Origin of the sequence: Nocardiopsis changdeensis, assembly GCF_018316655.1 — a bacterium.
Taxonomy (GTDB): Bacteria; Actinomycetota; Actinomycetes; order Streptosporangiales; family Streptosporangiaceae; genus Nocardiopsis; species Nocardiopsis changdeensis.
This window is the reverse complement of sequence record NZ_CP074133.1, coordinates 6,211,806-6,228,733: the sequence shown is the minus strand read 5'-3', so window position 1 is coordinate 6,228,733 and position 16,928 is coordinate 6,211,806. Positions and strand designations below refer to the sequence as shown.

At 73.4% G+C, this 16,928-nt stretch carries 11 protein-coding genes; 6 read left to right on the top strand and 5 right to left on the bottom strand.

Features of this window, described 5'->3' with window-relative positions:
* Positions 1-26 precede the first annotated feature (26 nt).
* Positions 27-1,490 carry a sensor histidine kinase gene (locus KGD84_RS27930; RefSeq protein ID WP_220563321.1) on the top strand — a complete coding sequence of 488 codons (1,464 nt, stop codon included), beginning with the start codon at positions 27-29 and terminating at the stop codon, positions 1,488-1,490.
* Here the strand turns inward: KGD84_RS27930 and KGD84_RS27925 are convergent.
* Both KGD84_RS27925 and KGD84_RS27920 read right to left on the bottom strand, forming a co-directional pair.
* Positions 1,480-2,760 (bottom strand): glycosyltransferase, encoded by a 1,281-nt coding sequence (locus tag KGD84_RS27925; RefSeq protein WP_220563320.1) that lies wholly within the window; start codon positions 2,758-2,760, stop codon positions 1,480-1,482. The genes KGD84_RS27930 and KGD84_RS27925 overlap by 11 nt on opposite strands.
* Before the next feature lie 463 nt (positions 2,761-3,223).
* Positions 3,224-4,900 carry a trypsin-like peptidase domain-containing protein gene (locus tag KGD84_RS27920; protein ID WP_220563319.1) on the bottom strand — a complete coding sequence of 559 codons (1,677 nt, stop codon included), beginning with the start codon at positions 4,898-4,900 and terminating at the stop codon, positions 3,224-3,226.
* 233 nt (positions 4,901-5,133) lie between these two features.
* Here KGD84_RS27920 and KGD84_RS27915 point away from each other — a divergent pair, with 233 nt between their 5' ends.
* Complete coding sequence (locus KGD84_RS27915) at positions 5,134-5,739, top strand: response regulator transcription factor (RefSeq protein WP_220563318.1); 606 nt, start codon at positions 5,134-5,136, stop codon at positions 5,737-5,739.
* A gap of 52 nt (positions 5,740-5,791) precedes the next feature.
* Here the strand turns inward: KGD84_RS27915 and KGD84_RS27910 are convergent, their stop codons facing one another.
* On the bottom strand, positions 5,792-7,972 hold the full coding sequence (locus KGD84_RS27910) for a SpoIIE family protein phosphatase (protein ID WP_220563317.1): 2,181 nt from the start codon (positions 7,970-7,972) through the stop codon (positions 5,792-5,794).
* Between the two features lie 262 nt (positions 7,973-8,234).
* Between KGD84_RS27910 and KGD84_RS27905 the strand changes: the two genes are divergently transcribed.
* Together KGD84_RS27905 and KGD84_RS27900 are read left to right on the top strand one after the other, a co-directional pair.
* The gene (locus tag KGD84_RS27905; RefSeq protein WP_220563316.1) at positions 8,235-12,620 is read left to right on the top strand and encodes a HAMP domain-containing protein; all 4,386 of its coding nucleotides are present in this window, start codon (positions 8,235-8,237) and stop codon (positions 12,618-12,620) included.
* A 5-nt stretch (positions 12,621-12,625) separates the two neighbouring features.
* On the top strand, positions 12,626-13,267 hold the full coding sequence (locus KGD84_RS27900; RefSeq protein WP_220565350.1) for a response regulator: 642 nt from the start codon (positions 12,626-12,628) through the stop codon (positions 13,265-13,267).
* 47 nt (positions 13,268-13,314) lie between these two features.
* Here the strand turns inward: KGD84_RS27900 and KGD84_RS27895 are convergent, their stop codons facing one another.
* A complete protein-coding gene (locus KGD84_RS27895) occupies positions 13,315-14,400 on the bottom strand; it encodes a GAF domain-containing protein (protein WP_255647118.1) in 1,086 nt (361 codons plus the stop codon).
* A 188-nt stretch (positions 14,401-14,588) separates the two neighbouring features.
* On the opposite strand from KGD84_RS27895, the gene KGD84_RS27890 reads away from it, so the two are divergent.
* A complete protein-coding gene (locus KGD84_RS27890) occupies positions 14,589-15,353 on the top strand; it encodes an ANTAR domain-containing response regulator (RefSeq protein WP_220563314.1) in 765 nt (254 codons plus the stop codon).
* A gap of 130 nt (positions 15,354-15,483) precedes the next feature.
* Positions 15,484-15,834: an STAS domain-containing protein gene (locus tag KGD84_RS27885; RefSeq protein WP_220563313.1), complete on the top strand. Its 351-nt coding sequence runs from the start codon at positions 15,484-15,486 to the stop codon at positions 15,832-15,834.
* Between the two features lie 9 nt (positions 15,835-15,843).
* On the opposite strand, the gene KGD84_RS27880 is transcribed toward KGD84_RS27885, so the two are convergent.
* Positions 15,844-16,812: an anti-sigma factor RsbA family regulatory protein gene (locus KGD84_RS27880; protein ID WP_220563312.1), complete on the bottom strand. Its 969-nt coding sequence runs from the start codon at positions 16,810-16,812 to the stop codon at positions 15,844-15,846.
* Positions 16,813-16,928: the final 116 nt, after the last annotated feature.

Below are 16,928 nucleotides of genomic sequence, written 5' to 3'. Positions count from 1 at the left end.
TGTCCGAGGGCCGGACCCCGCCCCGCATGCTCCTGCACCCGAGCGGCTGGCGCCTGGGCACCCGGTTCGCCGTGATGTTCGCGCTGGTCGTGGCGGTCACCATCGCCCTGGTCGGCACCCTGGCCTACACCACGGCGGCCGCTCTCATCCGCGCCGACGTCCGCGACGAGTTCGACCGGGTCGTCACCGCCCTGTCCGACCAGATCGTCTCGCTGCGCGAGAGCCGGACGGGTGCCGCCGCGTCGGTCAGCAGCCCGATCCTGGCGGGCAAGGACCTCCAGATCCACCTGCTGACCCCGGACGGCGGACGCCAGGTCGAGGTGTCGGCCACCTCCGAGGTGGTGCTCTTCGCGCCCAGCGACGAGGACATGGAAATGGTCCTGGCCGACGGGCCCGGCGAGGTGGCCACCCGCGAGCAGGCCGTGAACGGCCAGGCCTACCGGGTGGCGACGGTGTCCCTGGGCCAGGGCGCGGGCGCCCTCCAGGTCATCCAGCAGATGTCGCCCACCGAGCGGATGCTCGACCGCCTGGCCACCCAGATCCTGTGGGTGGGCCTGCTCGTCGCCCTGTTCGCGGCCTGCGCGGGGTGGCTGATCGGCCACCGCACCACCGGCCGCCTGGCCCGGCTCACCGACACCGCCGAATACGTCAGCTCCACCGGCCGCCTCGACCCGCTGGCCGGGCACCGCGACTCCTCCGCCGGGGAAGGCGGGCACGACGAGGTGGACCGCCTCGGCGACGCCTTCAATGCGATGCTGGCCCGGCTGGCCCGCTCCCAGGAGGAGCAGCGGCGCCTGGTCCAGGACGCCGCCCACGAGCTGCGCACCCCGCTGACCAGCCTCTACACCAACATCCAGGTGCTGGGCAGGGCCGACCGGCTCACGCCGGAGGCGCGCTCCAGCCTCATCGACGACCTGCGCGGGGAGACCCGGGAGCTGACGACCCTGGTCAACGAGCTGGTGGGGCTGGCCACCGGCGACCACGAGGACGAGACGCCGAGCCCGGTGCGCCTGGCCGACGTGGCGGAGAAGGTGGCGGCCCGCACCCGGCGGCGCACCGGCCGGGAGATCGTCGTGGACGCCGACGACAGCACCGTGCAGGGACGTCCGAGCGCGCTGGAACGGGCGATGGCCAACCCGGTGGAGAACTCGGCGAAGTTCGACCCCGACGGCTCCGCGCCCATCGCGATCCGCATCCGCAACGGCACCGTGGAGGTGCTGGACCGGGGGCCGGGCATCGACCCGGCCGAGACGGGGCGGATCTTCGAGCGCTTCTACCGGGCCACCTCGGCCCGCGGGCTGCCGGGCTCGGGCCTGGGGCTGTCCATGGTCCGGGAGATCGCCCGCGCCCACGGCGGCGACGTGTTCGCCCGCAACCGGGAGGGCGGCGGGGCCGCCATCGGCTTCACACTCCCGGTGATCACACCCGCCGCACCGCCGCCCCCGGGGCCGTCCGGGCCGTCCGGGCCGGCCGGACCGCCTACCGGCTGACGGCGAACCCGCCCACGGGCAGGGACACGCCCTCGGCGGCCGCCTCCCGGTAGATCCGCTCGAACCGGGCCAGGGAGTCCTCCAGCCGGTGCGCGGAGGCCATCTCCCTGCTGTGCGCGCCCATGGCGCGCCGCCGCGCCTCGTCGGCGACCACCTCGTCCAGCCGGGCGGCCAGCGCCTCCGGCGACCCCGGCGGGTACAGGAACCCGTTGGCGCCCTCCTCCACCAGGTGGGGCAGGGCCATGGCGTCGGCGGCCACCACCGGCAGCCCGGAGGCCATGGCCTCCAGGGTGGCGATGCTCTGGAGTTCGGCGATGCCCGCGATGGCGAACACGTCGGCGGCCCGGTACACGTCCGGCAGGTCCTCGTGGGCGACGAACCCCAGGAACACCACCCGGTCGGCGACCCCCTCGGACGCGGCCAGGTCCTCCAACCTCCTGCGGTAGGCGCCGTGCCCGGCCAGCACCAGCTGGACGTCCGCCTCGGTCCGCGCCACGGCCCGGATCAGCTCGTCCGCCCGCTTCTCCTCGTCCAGCCGGCCCACGAACACCACCGTGGTCCGGTCGGGTACGCCCAGGCGGGCCCGGATGCGCTCGCGCTGTTCCTCCCCGCCCTCCACGGGCCGGAACCGCGCCAGGTCTATCCCGCAGGAGACGGGTTCCACCGGCCGGGTGAACCCCTGCTCCCACAGCAGCCGGGCGGCCGCGGGGGTCGGCGTGGTGACGTGGTCCACCCGGGACAGCACCGCGCCCAGGTCCCGCCAGGCCATCCGGGCGGCGTACGGGCGCAGCGAGCCGGGGACGTGCACGTAGTCGAAGAGGTTCTCCGGCATGAAGTGGTTGGTGGCCACGACCGGGACGCCGTGCGCCCGGGCCGCGGAGGCCAGCATCCGCCCGATGAGGAAGTGGTTCTGGATGTGGACGGCGTCGGGGCGCAACCGCTCCAGCAGCCGGTCCAGGTGGCCGCGCACCCCCAGCGGCAGGGCCAGCCGGACGCTGTCGTGGACCAGGGACGACATCGACCGCAGCCGGTGCTCGACCACCCCGCCGCGCTCCACCACGTGCGGGCGCCCGTCGGGGGAGGCGCACACCACGTGCACGGCCACCCCACGCCGCACCAGGCCCCTGGCCAGCCGGGCGGTGAAGTAGGCGGCGCCGTTCACGTCGGGCGGGTAGGTGTCCGTGCCGATGAGCACGGTCGTGCGGTGCCCCGCGGCGGCCGTCCGGACCTCGGCCGCCGGTGGGGGTTCGGGAAGGAACGAGGTGGTCATATCGGGGTGTCTCCTGAGCCGGTGCACATCGGGTCGCCGTGTACGCACGAGTGTGGGGCACCCGCGTTGACCACCGCCGACCTCCGGGTGACGGAGTGGCGACGGACGAGCACACGACGCAGGGAACGATACCCTGAGTGATCACCTGTGTACTCTTCATCACCGCGCCGTTGCCGACCGGTGATCCCGCCGGTCCCCTCGCCCGCCGGCCGCCCCGCCCCCTCGGACGGCCGCGGCGCGGTCCCCACCTGTCACGACCGACGGTAATCCGGCCCGCCGCGCGGTACGAGGAGGCGCACACCACGGCCGCGGTGGCGCTGCCCCGCCCCCGGCGGTGGTGCCACCCCCACGCCGGGGCCCGGGCGCACACCGGGGCCCGGACACACGGCGGGGCGGGGCCGTACGGCCCCGCCCCGCGGTCTTCCCGTGTCCGTGTCCTTCCAGAGAACCCCTCCCTCCGGGGTCAGTCCTCCTCGGCCTCCTGCTCGACCGAGGCCGAGCTCTGCTCGCCCAGGGTCACGGTGACCTCCCGCGGCTGCCCGGTGCCCCCGGGCCGCACGCCCAGCGTGATCTCGTCGCCCGGGCGGTGCGAGCGGATCTGCGCGATGAGCTGGTCCGGCGTCGTGACCTGCGTCCCGTCGACGGACACGACCACGTCGTCAGCGCGCAGCCCGGCCTCGTCGGCCGCGCCGCCCTCGGTCACCTCGACGATGGCGGCGCCGCCGTCGGGGCTGTTGGTGATGGTGGCCTCGATCGCCGGGTAGCTCGCGCTGCCCTCGGCGACCAGCTGCTCGGCGATCGGCTTGGCCTGGTTGATCGGGATGGCGAAGCCCAGGCCCACCGAACCGCTCTCCTGGGACAGGCCGGCGATCGCGGTGTTGATGCCGATGACCTCGCCCGCCATGTTCACCAGCGGGCCGCCCGAGTTGCCGGGGTTGATCGCCGCGTCGGTCTGGATGGCGTTGATCACCGTCGAGGTCTGCCCGTTGCCGCTCTCGGTGGCCCCGGTGTTGACCGGGCGGTTCAGCGCGCTGACCACACCCGTGGTCACGGTGCCGGACAGCCCCAGCGGGGAGCCGATCGCGACCACGTCGGCGCCCACCCCGACCTGGTCGGAGTCGCCCAGCACGGCGGGCTGGAGCCCACTGGCGCCCTCGGCCTGGACGATGGCGATGTCGGACACCGGGTCCGAGCCCAGGACCTCGGCCGGCGCCGAGGTGCCGTCGTTGAACAGCACCTCCAGCGGCCCGCCCTGGGCGGCGTCCACCACGTGCGCGTTGGTGAGGATCTGGCCGTCGGACGAGATGACCACACCGCTGCCGCCGCCGTTGGCGGTCTGGATGGACACCACGCTCGGCAGCACCGTCTCGGCGACCTCGCCGACCTCCCCCTCGGTGGCGGTCCCGCCCTGCTCACCGGTGAGGGAGCTGACCGGGCCGCTCAGGCCGTCGGGGAAGAGCGCGGCGGTGCCCAGCGCGGCGGCCGGGCCGACGATGAGGCTGGTGACCAGGGCCGTGACCGCGGCGATGCCGACGACCCGGCCCGAGCCCTTCTTGCGCTCGGGCTGCGGCGCGGCCGGAGCTGCGCCGTGCCCGCCGTAGGGCGGCTGCCCGCCCGGGAAGTGCGGGGTGCCGAACGGGCCCTGCGGCCCGCCGGGCCCCTGGGGTCCGCCGGGGCCCTGCGGGCCCTGGCCGTGCGGAGCGTGCCCGTGCGGGGCCTGCGGCGGCAGGCCGTGCGGCGCCTGCCCGTGGGCGGGCTGCCCCTGCGGGGCCTGTCCGCCGGGAACCGCGAACCCCCCCTGGGCGGCGGCGTGCGGCACCGGGCCGGGCTCGGGCCCGCCCGGCCGCACGCCCTCCCCGCCCTCGGGCGGGAAGGAGAAGGCGACCCGGTCGGCCTCGTTGGGGCCGGTGGCCCAGCGCGGCGGCCGGTCCTGCGGCACGTCGTGCGGCGCGAACCTGGGGCCGGTGCCCTCCGCAGGTCCGGGGGCCCCCGCGCCCCGGCCGTCGGAGGGCTCCGGCCCCTGCGGACCGGAGGTCCCGTGCTCGCCCGAGGCGTCCCCCACCGGCCCGGCGGCGTCGGTCCCGGGCAGGTTCTCCGAGGCGTCGGGTTCGGTACCTGGTGTGGGTTCGTTGGGGTTCAACTCATCCTCCGGCTGGCGGGACGATGTTCCGATCTGTTGTGCTCCATCATGCGGCGCATGGGTTAGAACAGGGTGAGAGCCCGATATACCGGGGTTTCGAGTCCGTTCTCCTCCGGAGAGCCCTCGAAGAGGACACCCCCTTGCCCGGATCGGTGGCCCCTGTGGCCTATGCACCGAGATGTCCGGAACACTACCGCGCCGCGACCGAACCGACACAGACCGAAGGGCCGACCTTGATCAAGATCGTGCTGGCCGATGACGAGCACCTGGTCAGAGGGGCGATCGCCGCCCTGCTGAGCCTGGAGGACGACCTGGAGGTCGTCGCCGAGGTCGGGCGGGGCGACCTCGTCGCCGGGGCCGTCGGCGAGCACGGCGCCGACGTCGCCGTGCTGGACATCGAGATGCCCGGGGCCACCGGGCTGGAGGTCGCCGCCCGGCTCAAGGAGTCCGCCCCCGGCTGCGGCGTCGTCATCCTCACCAGCTTCGGCCGGCCCGGCTACCTGCGCCGCGCCCTGTCCGCGGGCGCCCGCGGGTTCCTCGCCAAGGACGCGCCCGTCGACCAGCTCGCCGGGGCGATCCGCCGCGTCCACGAGGGCGGCCGCTACATCGACACCGACCTGGCCGCCGCCGCCATGGTCGGCGGCGAGAGCCCCCTCACCGAGCGCGAGACCGAGGTGCTGCGCGCCGCCGCCGACGGCGCCACCGTCGCCCGGATCGCCGCCGCCCTCCACCTCAGCGAGGGCACCGTCCGCAACTACCTCTCCAACGCCATAGGCAAGGTCGGCGCCGACAACCGCATGGCCGCCATCCGCACCGCGCAGGACATGGGCTGGCTCTGAGGGCGCGCCCGCCCGGACCCCGCCCCGGGCACCGGGGCGGGGCCCGGGGTCCTCAGAGGAAGCGCAGGACCAGCATGGCGGTGTCGTCGGTGTGGCCGCCGGGGGCGTACTCCTCCAGCTCCCGGTCGATGCGGCTGATGACCGCCTGGGCCGACAGGCCCGAGCAGCCGGAGAAGATCCGCTCCAGGCCGGTGTCGCCGAGCATGTCGGAGTTGCTGCGGCGCTCGGTCACCCCGTCGGTGACCGCCAGCACCACCTCGCCCGGGCGGATGTCCACGTTCTCGGTGGTGAACCCGACGTCCTCGAACGCCCCCAGCAGCGGCTGCGAGGTGCCGAACTGCTCCACCTCGCCCTTGGGGTTGAGCCGCAGCGGCAGCGGGTGCCCGGCGCACACCATGCGCACCCGCATCCCGCCCCCGCCGTCGGTGGCCGGGGTCATCTCCCCGTACAGCATCGTCAGGAACCGGGTCGAGGTGTTCTCGTCCAGGATCGCCATGTTCAGCCGCTGCATGATGTGCGAGGGGGTGAACCCCTCCTTGGCGAGCGCGCGCAGCGTGTGCCGGGCCAGGCCGGTCACCGCCGCGGCCTCCGGGCCGGTCCCGCACACGTCGCCGATGGCGAAGCACCACCGGCCGCTGGCCGCGAACACGTCGTAGAAGTCGCCGCCGACCACGTTCTTCTCGTCCGCCGGACGGTAGAACACCGCGTGGTCCACGTGCGGGATCGTCGGCTCCTTCTCCTTGGCGGGCAGCAGGCTGCGCTGCAGCGCCACGCTCATGGAGGCCTGCCGCTCGTGCAGGCGGGCGTTCTCCATCGCGGAGGCCACCCGGCGGCTCAGGTCGTCGGCGACGTCCACCTCCTCGCGGGTGAAGTCGTCCGACTCGTTCTTGCCGATGGTCATCCGGCCCAGCTCGCGCCCGTGCGCCACCAGCGGGATGCTGATCGCCGGGCCGCGCACCAGCTCGCGCACCAGCCCGTCGTCGATCTCCCCGCCGTCCGCGCCGGTGAAGTCGGCCGGGCCCCACAGCGGGTGCGGGTCGCGCTGCTCGCGCGGCGGCTCGCCGGAGAGCAGTTCGCGCAGGACGTCGTTGTAGTTCTCGTTGCCGTGCATGACGTGCGTCAGCCGCGGCACGCCCAGCTCGTTGATGGTGTGGATGGCGCACCAGCGGCCCAGCCGGGACGTGATCAGCTGCGCGGCCAGCGCCCCCGTCATCCGCTCGTCCAGGGTGCCCGCCAGCAGGTCGCTGGCCTCGGCCAGGAAGCTGAGCGAGGCCCGCCGGTTGAGCTCCACCTCGGCCAGCCGGGCGCGCTCCACGGGCAGGGCGATCAGGTCGGCGCCCTCCTGGAGCCGCTTGGCGGCGGCCGCGGCGAAGTGCCGGGCCCGCCGCGAGGCCACCCCGAGCAGGCCGGTGACCCGGCCGTCCACGATGAGCGGGGCGGTCACCAGCGACCGCATCCCGGCCCGCGACAGCCGGCCCCGGTGGGCGCGGGCGATCATCAGGTCGTCGTTGATCACCGCGCCGGGCTCGGGCGCGGCCGACGGGAACGCCTCCTCGGTGCGGATGCGCAGCGGCCGCCACGGCGCGCCGCCGGAGGTGAGCCCCACCGCGGAGCGCACCTCCCACATGGTCTCGTCGGAGGTGGCCAGCGCGATGTAGGCGGCGTCGCCGCCCAGCGCCGTCGCGGCGTACTCGACCGTCCGCTCCAGCAGCTGGGGAAGGCTCAGCCGGGAGCCCAGAGCGGCGTCCAGCGACGACCACGGCGCGGGCCGGGTGGGGCGGTTGGGGGTGCGGCGCGCCGCGGCCGGGGCCTCCAGGGCCGACACCCCGTCGCCCGCGTCGTCGATGCGGAACCACACCGCCTTGTCCGTGCGCCCGTAGCTCACGCCCCAGCTGGACGCGATCGCCGAGGCCAGGGCCAGTCCCAGCCCGCCGCTGCGCTCCTCGCCGCGGGAGGGGGAGGCGTCCACGGAGAGGGGGCCGGCCTGGGGCACCGCGCGCTCGGGCGCGGAGTCGGTCACCATCACCTCGACGGTGCCCTCCAGGCGGCGCACCGTCACCTCCAGGGACGAGCGGGCATGGATGACCGCGTTGGTCACCAGTTCGCTGACCAACAGGATCACGTCGTCGAACGGATCGGGCACCCCCCAGGACAGCAGGGTGTCGTGGACGAACTCGCGGGCCGCGGCCGCGGTCTCGGGCGCGGGCGGGAACTCCCGTCGAGCGACCTTCAAGGTGTCATGTGCCGGCAAACCGTCAGGTCCTTCATCGCTGGATTCGTCGCTGGATACGGACTCGGGAGAGGGGTGGACACTGACACGATACGCGGACCCGGCCGCCCCGGCCGGTCCGTACGGCCCCGTACCCGGGCAGGTCCGTGGCGGGATCGACATGGCGAACCCTCCTGTGCGGGTCGACTCGGGCGGTTAGTGTAAGTCGATACGTCCGCTCACAGCCCGATGGTGGCCGATGCCAGGGTCACGGAGGAGGGGTTCGATGCCCGAGGCGGTCGGTGCAGTGGCCGACGACCAGCTGGACGAGATCCTGCGCGCTCTCTACCGGATGCGCGACGGGGACTTCAGTGTGCGTCTGCGCAAACGCGGCAGCGGGACGATCCGGGAGATCGCCTCGGTGTTCAACGAGGTCGTCGACCACAGCGAGCAGCTCAGCAGCGAGCTCAAGCGGGTCGGCGGGGTCGTCCGCAACGAGGGCAGGCTCAACGAGCGCATCAACGTCAACCCCTCCCGGGGCGCGTGGGCGGAGAGCGCCACCGCCCTCAACACCCTCCTGGACGAGGTGGCCGAGCCGGTCACCGACGTCGCCCGGGTCCTGGACGCGGTCGCCGCCGGCCAGCTGACCATGCGCGCCTCCACCCAGGGCAGGCGGGGCGACCTCAAGGGCGACCTGCTGCGCCTGGCCACCACCGTGAACCGGATGGCCGACCAGATGAGCGGCTTCACCCAGGAGGTCACCCGTGTGGCCCGCGAGGTGGGCACCGAGGGCAAGCTCGGCGGCAGCGCCCGCGTCGAGGGCGTCTCCGGCTCCTGGCGCGAGGTCACCGAGGCGGTCAACCAGATGGCCTCCCGCCTCACCGTGCAGGTGCGCGACATCTCGGAGGTCACCACCGCGGTCGCCCGCGGCGACCTCAGCAAGAAGATCACCATCGACGTCCAGGGCGAGATGCTGGAGCTGAAGGACACCGTCAACACGATGGTGGACCAGCTCTCCACGTTCGCCGACGAGGTCACCCGTGTGGCCCGCGAGGTGGGCACCGAGGGCAAGCTCGGCGGCCGGGCCAACGTGCGCGGCGTCCAGGGCATCTGGAAGGACCTGACCGACAACGTCAACTCCATGGCGGACAACCTCACCAACCAGGTGCGGGACATCTCCCAGGTGACGACGTCGGTGGCCCGCGGCGACCTCACCCAGAAGGTCCAGGTGGACGTCCAGGGCGAGATGCTCGCCCTCAAGAACACCGTGAACACCATGGTCGACCAGCTCGACTCCTTCGCCGACGAGGTCACCCGCGTGGCCCGCGAGGTCGGCAGCGAGGGCAAGCTGGGCGGCCGCGCGAACGTCAAGGGCGTGTCGGGCATCTGGAAGGACCTGACCGACAACGTCAACTCCATGGCCAACAGCCTCACCTACCAGGTGCGCAACATCTCGCAGGTGACGACGGCGGTGGCGGCCGGCGACCTCACCAAGAAGATCACCGTGGACGCCCAGGGCGAGATGCTGGAGCTGAAGGACACCATCAACAAGATGGTGGACCAGCTGTCCGCTTTCGCCGACGAGGTGACCCGTGTGGCCCGCGAGGTCGGCACCGAGGGCAAGCTGGCCGGCCAGGCGCACGTGCGCGACGTGTCCGGGGTCTGGAAGGACCTGACCGACAACGTCAACTCCATGGCCAACAACCTCACCTACCAGGTGCGGCAGATCTCCATGGTCACCCGCGCCGTCGCGGCCGGCGACCTCACCAAGAAGGTCACGGTCAACGCCAAGGGCGAGATCCTGGAGCTCAAGGAGACCATCAACGTGATGGTCGACCAGCTGTCGGCGTTCGCCGACGAGGTCACGCGCGTGGCCCGCGAGGTCGGCACCGAGGGCAAGCTCGGCGGCCGCGCCGACGTCAAGGGCGTCTCGGGCATGTGGAAGGACCTCACCGAGAACGTCAACTCGATGTCGCACAACCTCACCACGCAGGTGCGCAACATCTCCGAGGTCACCACCGCGGTCGCGGCCGGCGACCTCACGAAGAAGATCGACGTCAACGCCCAGGGCGAGATCCTGGAGGTGAAGACGACGGTCAACACGATGGTGGACCAGCTGTCGGCGTTCGCCACCGAGGTCACCCGCGTGGCCCACGAGGTGGGCAGCCAGGGCCAGCTGGGCGGCCAGGCCAAGGTCGAGGGCGTCTCGGGCACGTGGATGCAGCTCACCGACAGCGTCAACGGGCTGGCCGGCAACCTCACCACGCAGGTGCGCGCCATCGCCGAGGTCGCCAACGCCGTCGCCAAGGGCGACCTGACCCGCAACATCCAGGTCGACGCCCGCGGCGAGATGGAGCAGCTCAAGGACAACATCAACCTGATGGTGTCCAACCTGCGCGAGACCACCGCCACCCAGCGCGACGCCGACTGGCTCAAGTCCAACCTGGCCCGCATCTCCGGCCACATCCAGGGACACCGCGACCTGCACGAGCTGGCCCGCCTCATCATGACCGAGGTGACGCCGCTGATGAACGCCCAGCACGCCGCCTGCTACCTGCCCGAGGACATGGACGACCAGGAGGCGTTCCTGTTCTACGCCGGGTTCGGGTTCGAGCCCTCCGAGGCGCGCCGCCGCATCCGCAAGGGCGTCGGCCTGGCGGGGGAGGCCCTGGACCAGCAGATCGAGCTCGAGGTCGGCAACATCCCCGACGGCTACGTCACCATCGACTCCGGCCTGGGCGGCGCGCAGCCGCGCCACCTGTACATCCTGCCGATCGTGTCGGAGGAGCGGGCGCTGGGCGTCCTGGAGTTCGCCTCCTACGACGAGTTCCGCGAGATCCACAAGAACTTCCTGCGCCAGCTGGTCGCCCTGCTGGGCACCACGATCAACACGATCCTGGCCAACAAGCGCACCGAGGACCTGCTGGAGCAGTCCCAGCAGCTCACCAACCAGCTGCGCGAGCGCTCCAACGAGCTGCAGCGCCAGCAGGAGGAGCTGCGCAACAAGAACGCCGAGCTGCGCCAGAAGGCCACCCAGCTGGCCAACCAGAACCGGGCCATCGAGCTCCAGAACCAGCAGATCCAGCGCTCCCGCAACGCCCTGGAGGAGCGCGCCCACCAGCTCCAGGTCTCCTCCAAGTACAAGTCGGAGTTCCTGGCGAACATGTCGCACGAGCTGCGCACGCCGCTCAACAGCCTGCTGATCCTGGCCCGGTTGCTGGCCGACAACGCCGAGCAGAACCTCACCCCCAAGCAGGTGGAGTTCGCCCAGACCATCCACAAGGCGGGCAGCGACCTGCTGCTGCTCATCGACGAGATCCTCGACCTGTCCAAGGTCGAGGCGGGCCGGGCCGAGGTCTCGCCCAGCGAGGTCTCCATCGACCAGCTCGTCGACTACGTGGAGGCGACGTTCCGGCCGGTCACCAGCGACCAGGGGCTGGCGTTCGCGGTGGACGTCTCCCCGGACATCCCCGACGTCCTGTGGACCGACGAGCAGCGGCTCCAGCAGATCCTGCGCAACCTGCTGTCGAACGCGGTCAAGTTCACCCCGCAGGGCGAGGTGCGGCTGCTCATCGAGCCCGCGTGGGCGCTGGACGACGCCGACCTGGAGATGTTCGTCGAGAACGAGGAGATCATCGCGTTCACCGTCGCCGACACCGGCATCGGGATCGCCGAGGACAAGCTCCAGGTGATCTTCGAGGCGTTCCACCAGGGAGACGGCGGCACCTCCCGCCGGTTCGGCGGCACCGGGCTGGGCCTGTCCATCAGCCGCAACTTCGCCCGCCTGCTCGGCGGCGAGATCCGGGTGCAGAGCGTCCCCAACCAGGGCTCGACCTTCACCCTGCTGCTGCCGGTGCGGCTGCCCGAGGACGCCGCCGAGCGTGCCGGGGAGGACACCGGGCTGGACTCGGTGCCCGCCCTGGAGTCCGGCCGCGACGACGACTTCGGGATGCCCCCGGAGGAGTTCGACGCGGCGGTGGCGGCGCTGACCGACCCGGGCGCCGAGGCGCTGCCCGCCGTGCCCGTGCTCAAGGCGCCCGAACCCGCAGCGGAGTCGCAGGCGGCCTCCGGCGGGACCGAGCCGGAGCGGCAGGGCGAGCCCCGCACCGACCCCGAGCGCCGCGCCGTGCTGGCCGGCCGCCGGGTCCTCATCGTCGACGACGACGTGCGCAACGTGTTCGCGCTGACCAGCGCCCTGGAGGCCCAGGGCCTGGAGGTGCTGTACGCCGACAACGGCCACGAGGGCATCGCCAAGCTGGAGGCCAACGAGGACATCTCCCTCGTCCTCATGGACGTGATGATGCCCGACCTGGACGGCAACCAGACCACCGAGCGCATCCGGCAGATGCCCCAGTTCGCGGACCTGCCGATCATCTCGCTGACGGCCAAGGCCATGCAGGGCGACCGCGAGCGCAGCCTGGAGGCGGGTGCCTCCGACTACGTCACCAAGCCCGTGGACCTGGACCACCTGCTGGACGTCATGCGGCACTGGCTGACCGTCGACCCGGCGGACAGCACGCCCGGATCCGCCACCGACCCCGGGGCCGCGGCGGCGGTGGGCGCCGTGAACCGGCACAATGGCGCGGAAGGAGACAGCAGCCGCAGCAGTCTCGGGGATGACACCGGCCCCACGGGGAACACCGGCAACGACCCGACCGAAGACCTGGAGTGACCGCCGTGACCCAGAAGGCCAACATCCTCCTCGTGGACGACCGCGACGAGAACCTCATCGCGCTGGAGGCGGCCCTCACGTCCCTGGACCAGAACCTGATCCGCGCCGGATCCGGGGAGGAGGCGCTCAAACACCTTCTGGGCACGGACTTCGCGGTCATCCTGCTGGACGTGGTCATGCCGGGGATGGACGGCTTCGAGACGGCCGCGCACATCAAGCAGCGCGAGAAGACCAAGGACGTGCCGATCATCTTCCTGACGGCCCAGGAGATCGACCGGCACCAGGTCTTCCGCGGCTACGCCTCGCGCGCGGTCGACTTCCTGCTCAAGCCGTTCGACCCGTGGGTGCTGCGCTCCAAGGTGGAGGTGTTCGTCGAGCTGCACCAGCTCAAGGCGCAGATGCGCGAGCAGGCCCGCACCCTCCAGCGCGACCTGGGCCAGGAGACCGGGGAGCCCGGCAAGGTCCTGGCCGAGCAGCTCGCCCAGCGCTCCGGGCAGGTGCAGGAGGAACTGGCCGAGCTGCGCCGCCACATCGTCGACGCCTACCAGGACACCGACCAGCCGCTGGTGGACGGGGTGCGCCGGGTGGACCGCGCGTTCTCCCGCCTGTCCACCCTCATCGACACCCTCCACGGCCCCGAGGACTGACCCGGCCCGGCGCCGGGGCGCCCGCCGCCCCGGCCACCGCCGCCCGGCTACCGCGGCCGGGGCGGGAGCGCCAGGCCGATGTGCTCGCCGATCTCCTCGATCAGGCCGAGGTCGGCCAGGCGGAAGCTGCCCCGGTTGCTGCGCCGGATCAGGGTGAGCGCCCCGCGCACGCCCCGGCTGCCGCGCAGCGGCACCGACAGCAGCGAGCCGGCGCCGAGCACCGACAGCAGCGGCGCCCCCGAGGAGGCGCGGCCCAGCACGCCCTCCTCCTCGATCAGGGGGAACAGCAGCGACTGGCCCCGCCCCAGCACCTCGCCGGGGATGTCGGCGTCCTCCGGCACCGCCCCGGACACCTCCTCCCGCTGCTCGCCGGTGGCGTCGGGGGGACCGGCCACCACGGCGCGGCGCGGCGCCCGCGGGTCCGGCAGGTCGCACACGTCCACGATCACCCAGTCGGCGTAGGAGTCGGCGAGCAGCTCGGCGGCGTCGGCCAGCGCCAGCGGCTTCCCGGCCCCGCCCGGGCCGGCCGAGCGCAGCAGCAGCCGGGTCATCCGGGTGAGCACGTCCAGCCTGCGCGCGGCCAGCACCACCACCTGGTCCTCCACCTCCGGCTCCAGCGGGGCGGGGCCCTCCTCCTCGCCGCCGTTCATCGGCGGCGACATCGCCACCAGGACCAGCGGGTTCGGCTCGGTGGGCAGCTCCACCCGGGTCAGGGTGAGGTGCACGTCCTCGGCCCAGCCGCGCTGGGCCAGCCGGGACTCCAGGTCGGCGTCGCCGTCCCCGCGCACCACCGCCGCCAGCCACGACCGCATCGCGGCCCGCCGCCGCAGGTCCACGAAGTGCACGAACGGCTTGCCGGTCAGGTACCCGGGGCCGCTGCCCAGCCGGGTCGCGCCGGCGTGGTTGATCCGCCGGATGTACCCCTCGTGGTCGAGCAGCACCACCGGCACGCTCAGCTCGGTGAACATGGCCCGCAGCAGCGCCCGGTCGCCGTCGTCGCCCTGGCGGCGCTGTTCGGGCGGTTCGGCGTGCGCCTGCGCCAGTTGGCCGCCGGCCTCGCCGAGCAGGCGCTCGGCGTACTCCAGCTCGGCGAGCGCGGCCTCGGCCGTGCTCTGCCCGTCGTCCGGGTACATGGTGTGCGTATCGCGCAGGGCCGCGATGCGCTCGCCCAGAGCGGTGATCTCTCGTTGCAGCTCCGCCAGGTGCACGCGGGCACTCCCTGTCGTCGCGGTCGGCCATGACCATCACGACGCTAACGGATGTGCCCTCCCGCGGCGGCACGGGGCTACCGTGGTCCTGGGAGAAGCAAGGAGGCCGGATCGTGTGGATCGAGCGCCTGGCCCGCGACATCGGCGCGCTGGGGCACAGCGAGGGCACGACCCTCGAACGCGCTCTGGACCAGATGGGCCGGTCCGCCGCGCTCGGCGTGCCGGGGTGCTCGGCGGCGCTGGTGGTGGTCTGGCGGGAGGTGGCGGGGCCCGACGGCTCGGTGCGCCACGTCGTCGTCGACTACGGCGCCTCCCACGCCGACCTGGCCGCGGCCTTCGAGCACCAGTACACCACCGACCAGGGCCCGGCCGTGGAGGCGGTGCGCGAGATGCGCCAGGTGCGGGTGGGCGACGTGCTGCGCGAGTCCCACCGCTGGCCGCGCTACACCAGCATGGCCGTGCAGTGCGGGGACCGCTCCTCCCTCACCCTGCCCAGCCCGCTGCCCGGCGACGGCGCCGACGCGGACCGGGTGGTCACGTTCGGGGTGCACTCCGTGCGCCCGGACGCCTTCGACGAGGGTGTGGTCGCCCCGCTGACCGCGCTGCTCGCCGAGCACGCCGCCGCGTCGCTGGCCAACGTGGGGCGGCGCACCGACGAGGCGCGCCAGAGCGCGCACATGCGCCGCGCCATGTCCGCGCGCACCGTCATCGACCAGGCCAAGGGCATCATCATGCACGCCCGGGGCTGCGACGCCGACACCGCTTTCGCGGCGCTGCGCGAGGTCGCCCAGCGCAACCGCAAGCGGGTCGTGGACGTCGCCCGCGACCTCGTGGCCGAGAACGCGGGCGCCAGGCCCTCCGCCCCCTCGGGTGGGTGAGCCGGGGGCCCGGAGCGGTGTCCCGAACCCTCCGCGGGGGCGGACGAGTCCCGAGCGTGATCGAAAGACGCCATGATGGGCAGGGGCCGGGTGCCGTGACCGGCCGATCCGACGGCAAGGAGTGGCGAGCGTGACGTCATCAGACATCTCGATCCGTCGCGAGGACGGGATCGTCGTCGTGACCCCCGTGGGGGAGATGGACGCGGTGACCTCGCCCGCGCTCGCCGAGGTGCTGGACGGGATCCTGTCGCCGGACCCGCCGCACGGAGTGGTCGTCGACTTCACCAAGGTCGGGTTCTGCGACTCCCGGTGCATCGGAGTCCTGGTCGCCGCCTACCGCCAGGCCCGCGACCTGGGGCTGGGCCTGGTGGTCGCCGAACCGCAGCGCCAGGTGATGCGCCTGTTCATGATCGCCGGGATCGACCAGGTCATCCCGATCGCCGAGACCGTCGACGGGGCCGTCGAGGACCTCCAGGACTGAGGACCTCCCTCAGCGGACGCCCTCGCGGTCCTTCTCCCCCCACGCCCCGTCGAGCGGGACGTCCTCCACCCGGTCGTCCAGGAAGTGCAGGCGCACCGACGACCCCTCGCCGCGGCCGGTGATCTCCAGGAAGTCGCAGATCTGCCGGGTGATCCACAGCCCGTAGCCCCGGGGGCGCAGCCCGTCCGAGGGCCGGTAGCCGGTCAGCGGGTCGGTCGGCCCGCCGCGTTCGTCGGAGACGTCGCACACCCAGCGGTCCCCGGTCCGCCACACCCGCACGCCGCCCTTGCCCGCGCCGTGTTCCAGCACGTTCGCGGCCAGCTCGTTGACCGCCGTCACCAGGCGCTCCACCTGGTCGGCGTCCATCCCCTCGGCCTCGCCCAGCGCGGTCAGCTCCCGGCGCAGGCGCGGCAGCGACGGGCCGATCTCCAGCCGGTGGACGGCCCCGTGCACCGGGAGCGGCTCCGGGGCGCGCGGCCGCGCGCCGAACGCGGCCGTCCCCTGGTACGACGGGTTCGGGTACGGCCCGTCGGCGCCGATGAGCACCGGGTGGGTGGCGAGCACCGCGGCCCGGTCGCGGGGCGTCAGCGCGCGCTCGTCGTGCGCGCACACCAGGCGCATCCGAACGGGGGCCAGGGCCGTGCACAGCACCGACTCCCAGCGCCGCCACTCACGGGTCTCCAGGGCCCCGCGGACGGCCGGGGGCTCGGCGATGACGAGGACGCCCTCCGGGTGCGCCGAGGCGAGCCGGTGCAGCGCCGCCAGGGCGCGCCCGGGGGAGGCGTACAGGCGGGCGCGGTCCACGGCGCGCACGCGCGCGCGGGCGTCCTCCGGCAGCGCGGACAGCAGCGCGCCGGCGCGCTCGTCGGAGACGGCGAGGACGGTGCGGGCGTCCCCGGCGTCGCGGAGCAGCCCGGTCACCGTCTCGCGGAACCACCGGTCGCGGCGGAAGAGGAGGCCCTGGTGTTCGAAGGTCATGGATCCGTGGTCGGCGGGTCGGGGGTCACGGCTCCCGGGCGCGGGAACCGCCGTCCGAGGTGTACCCGCTGCGGCCCCCCGGGGAGAACACCGGGGGGCCGGTAACGCGGACACGG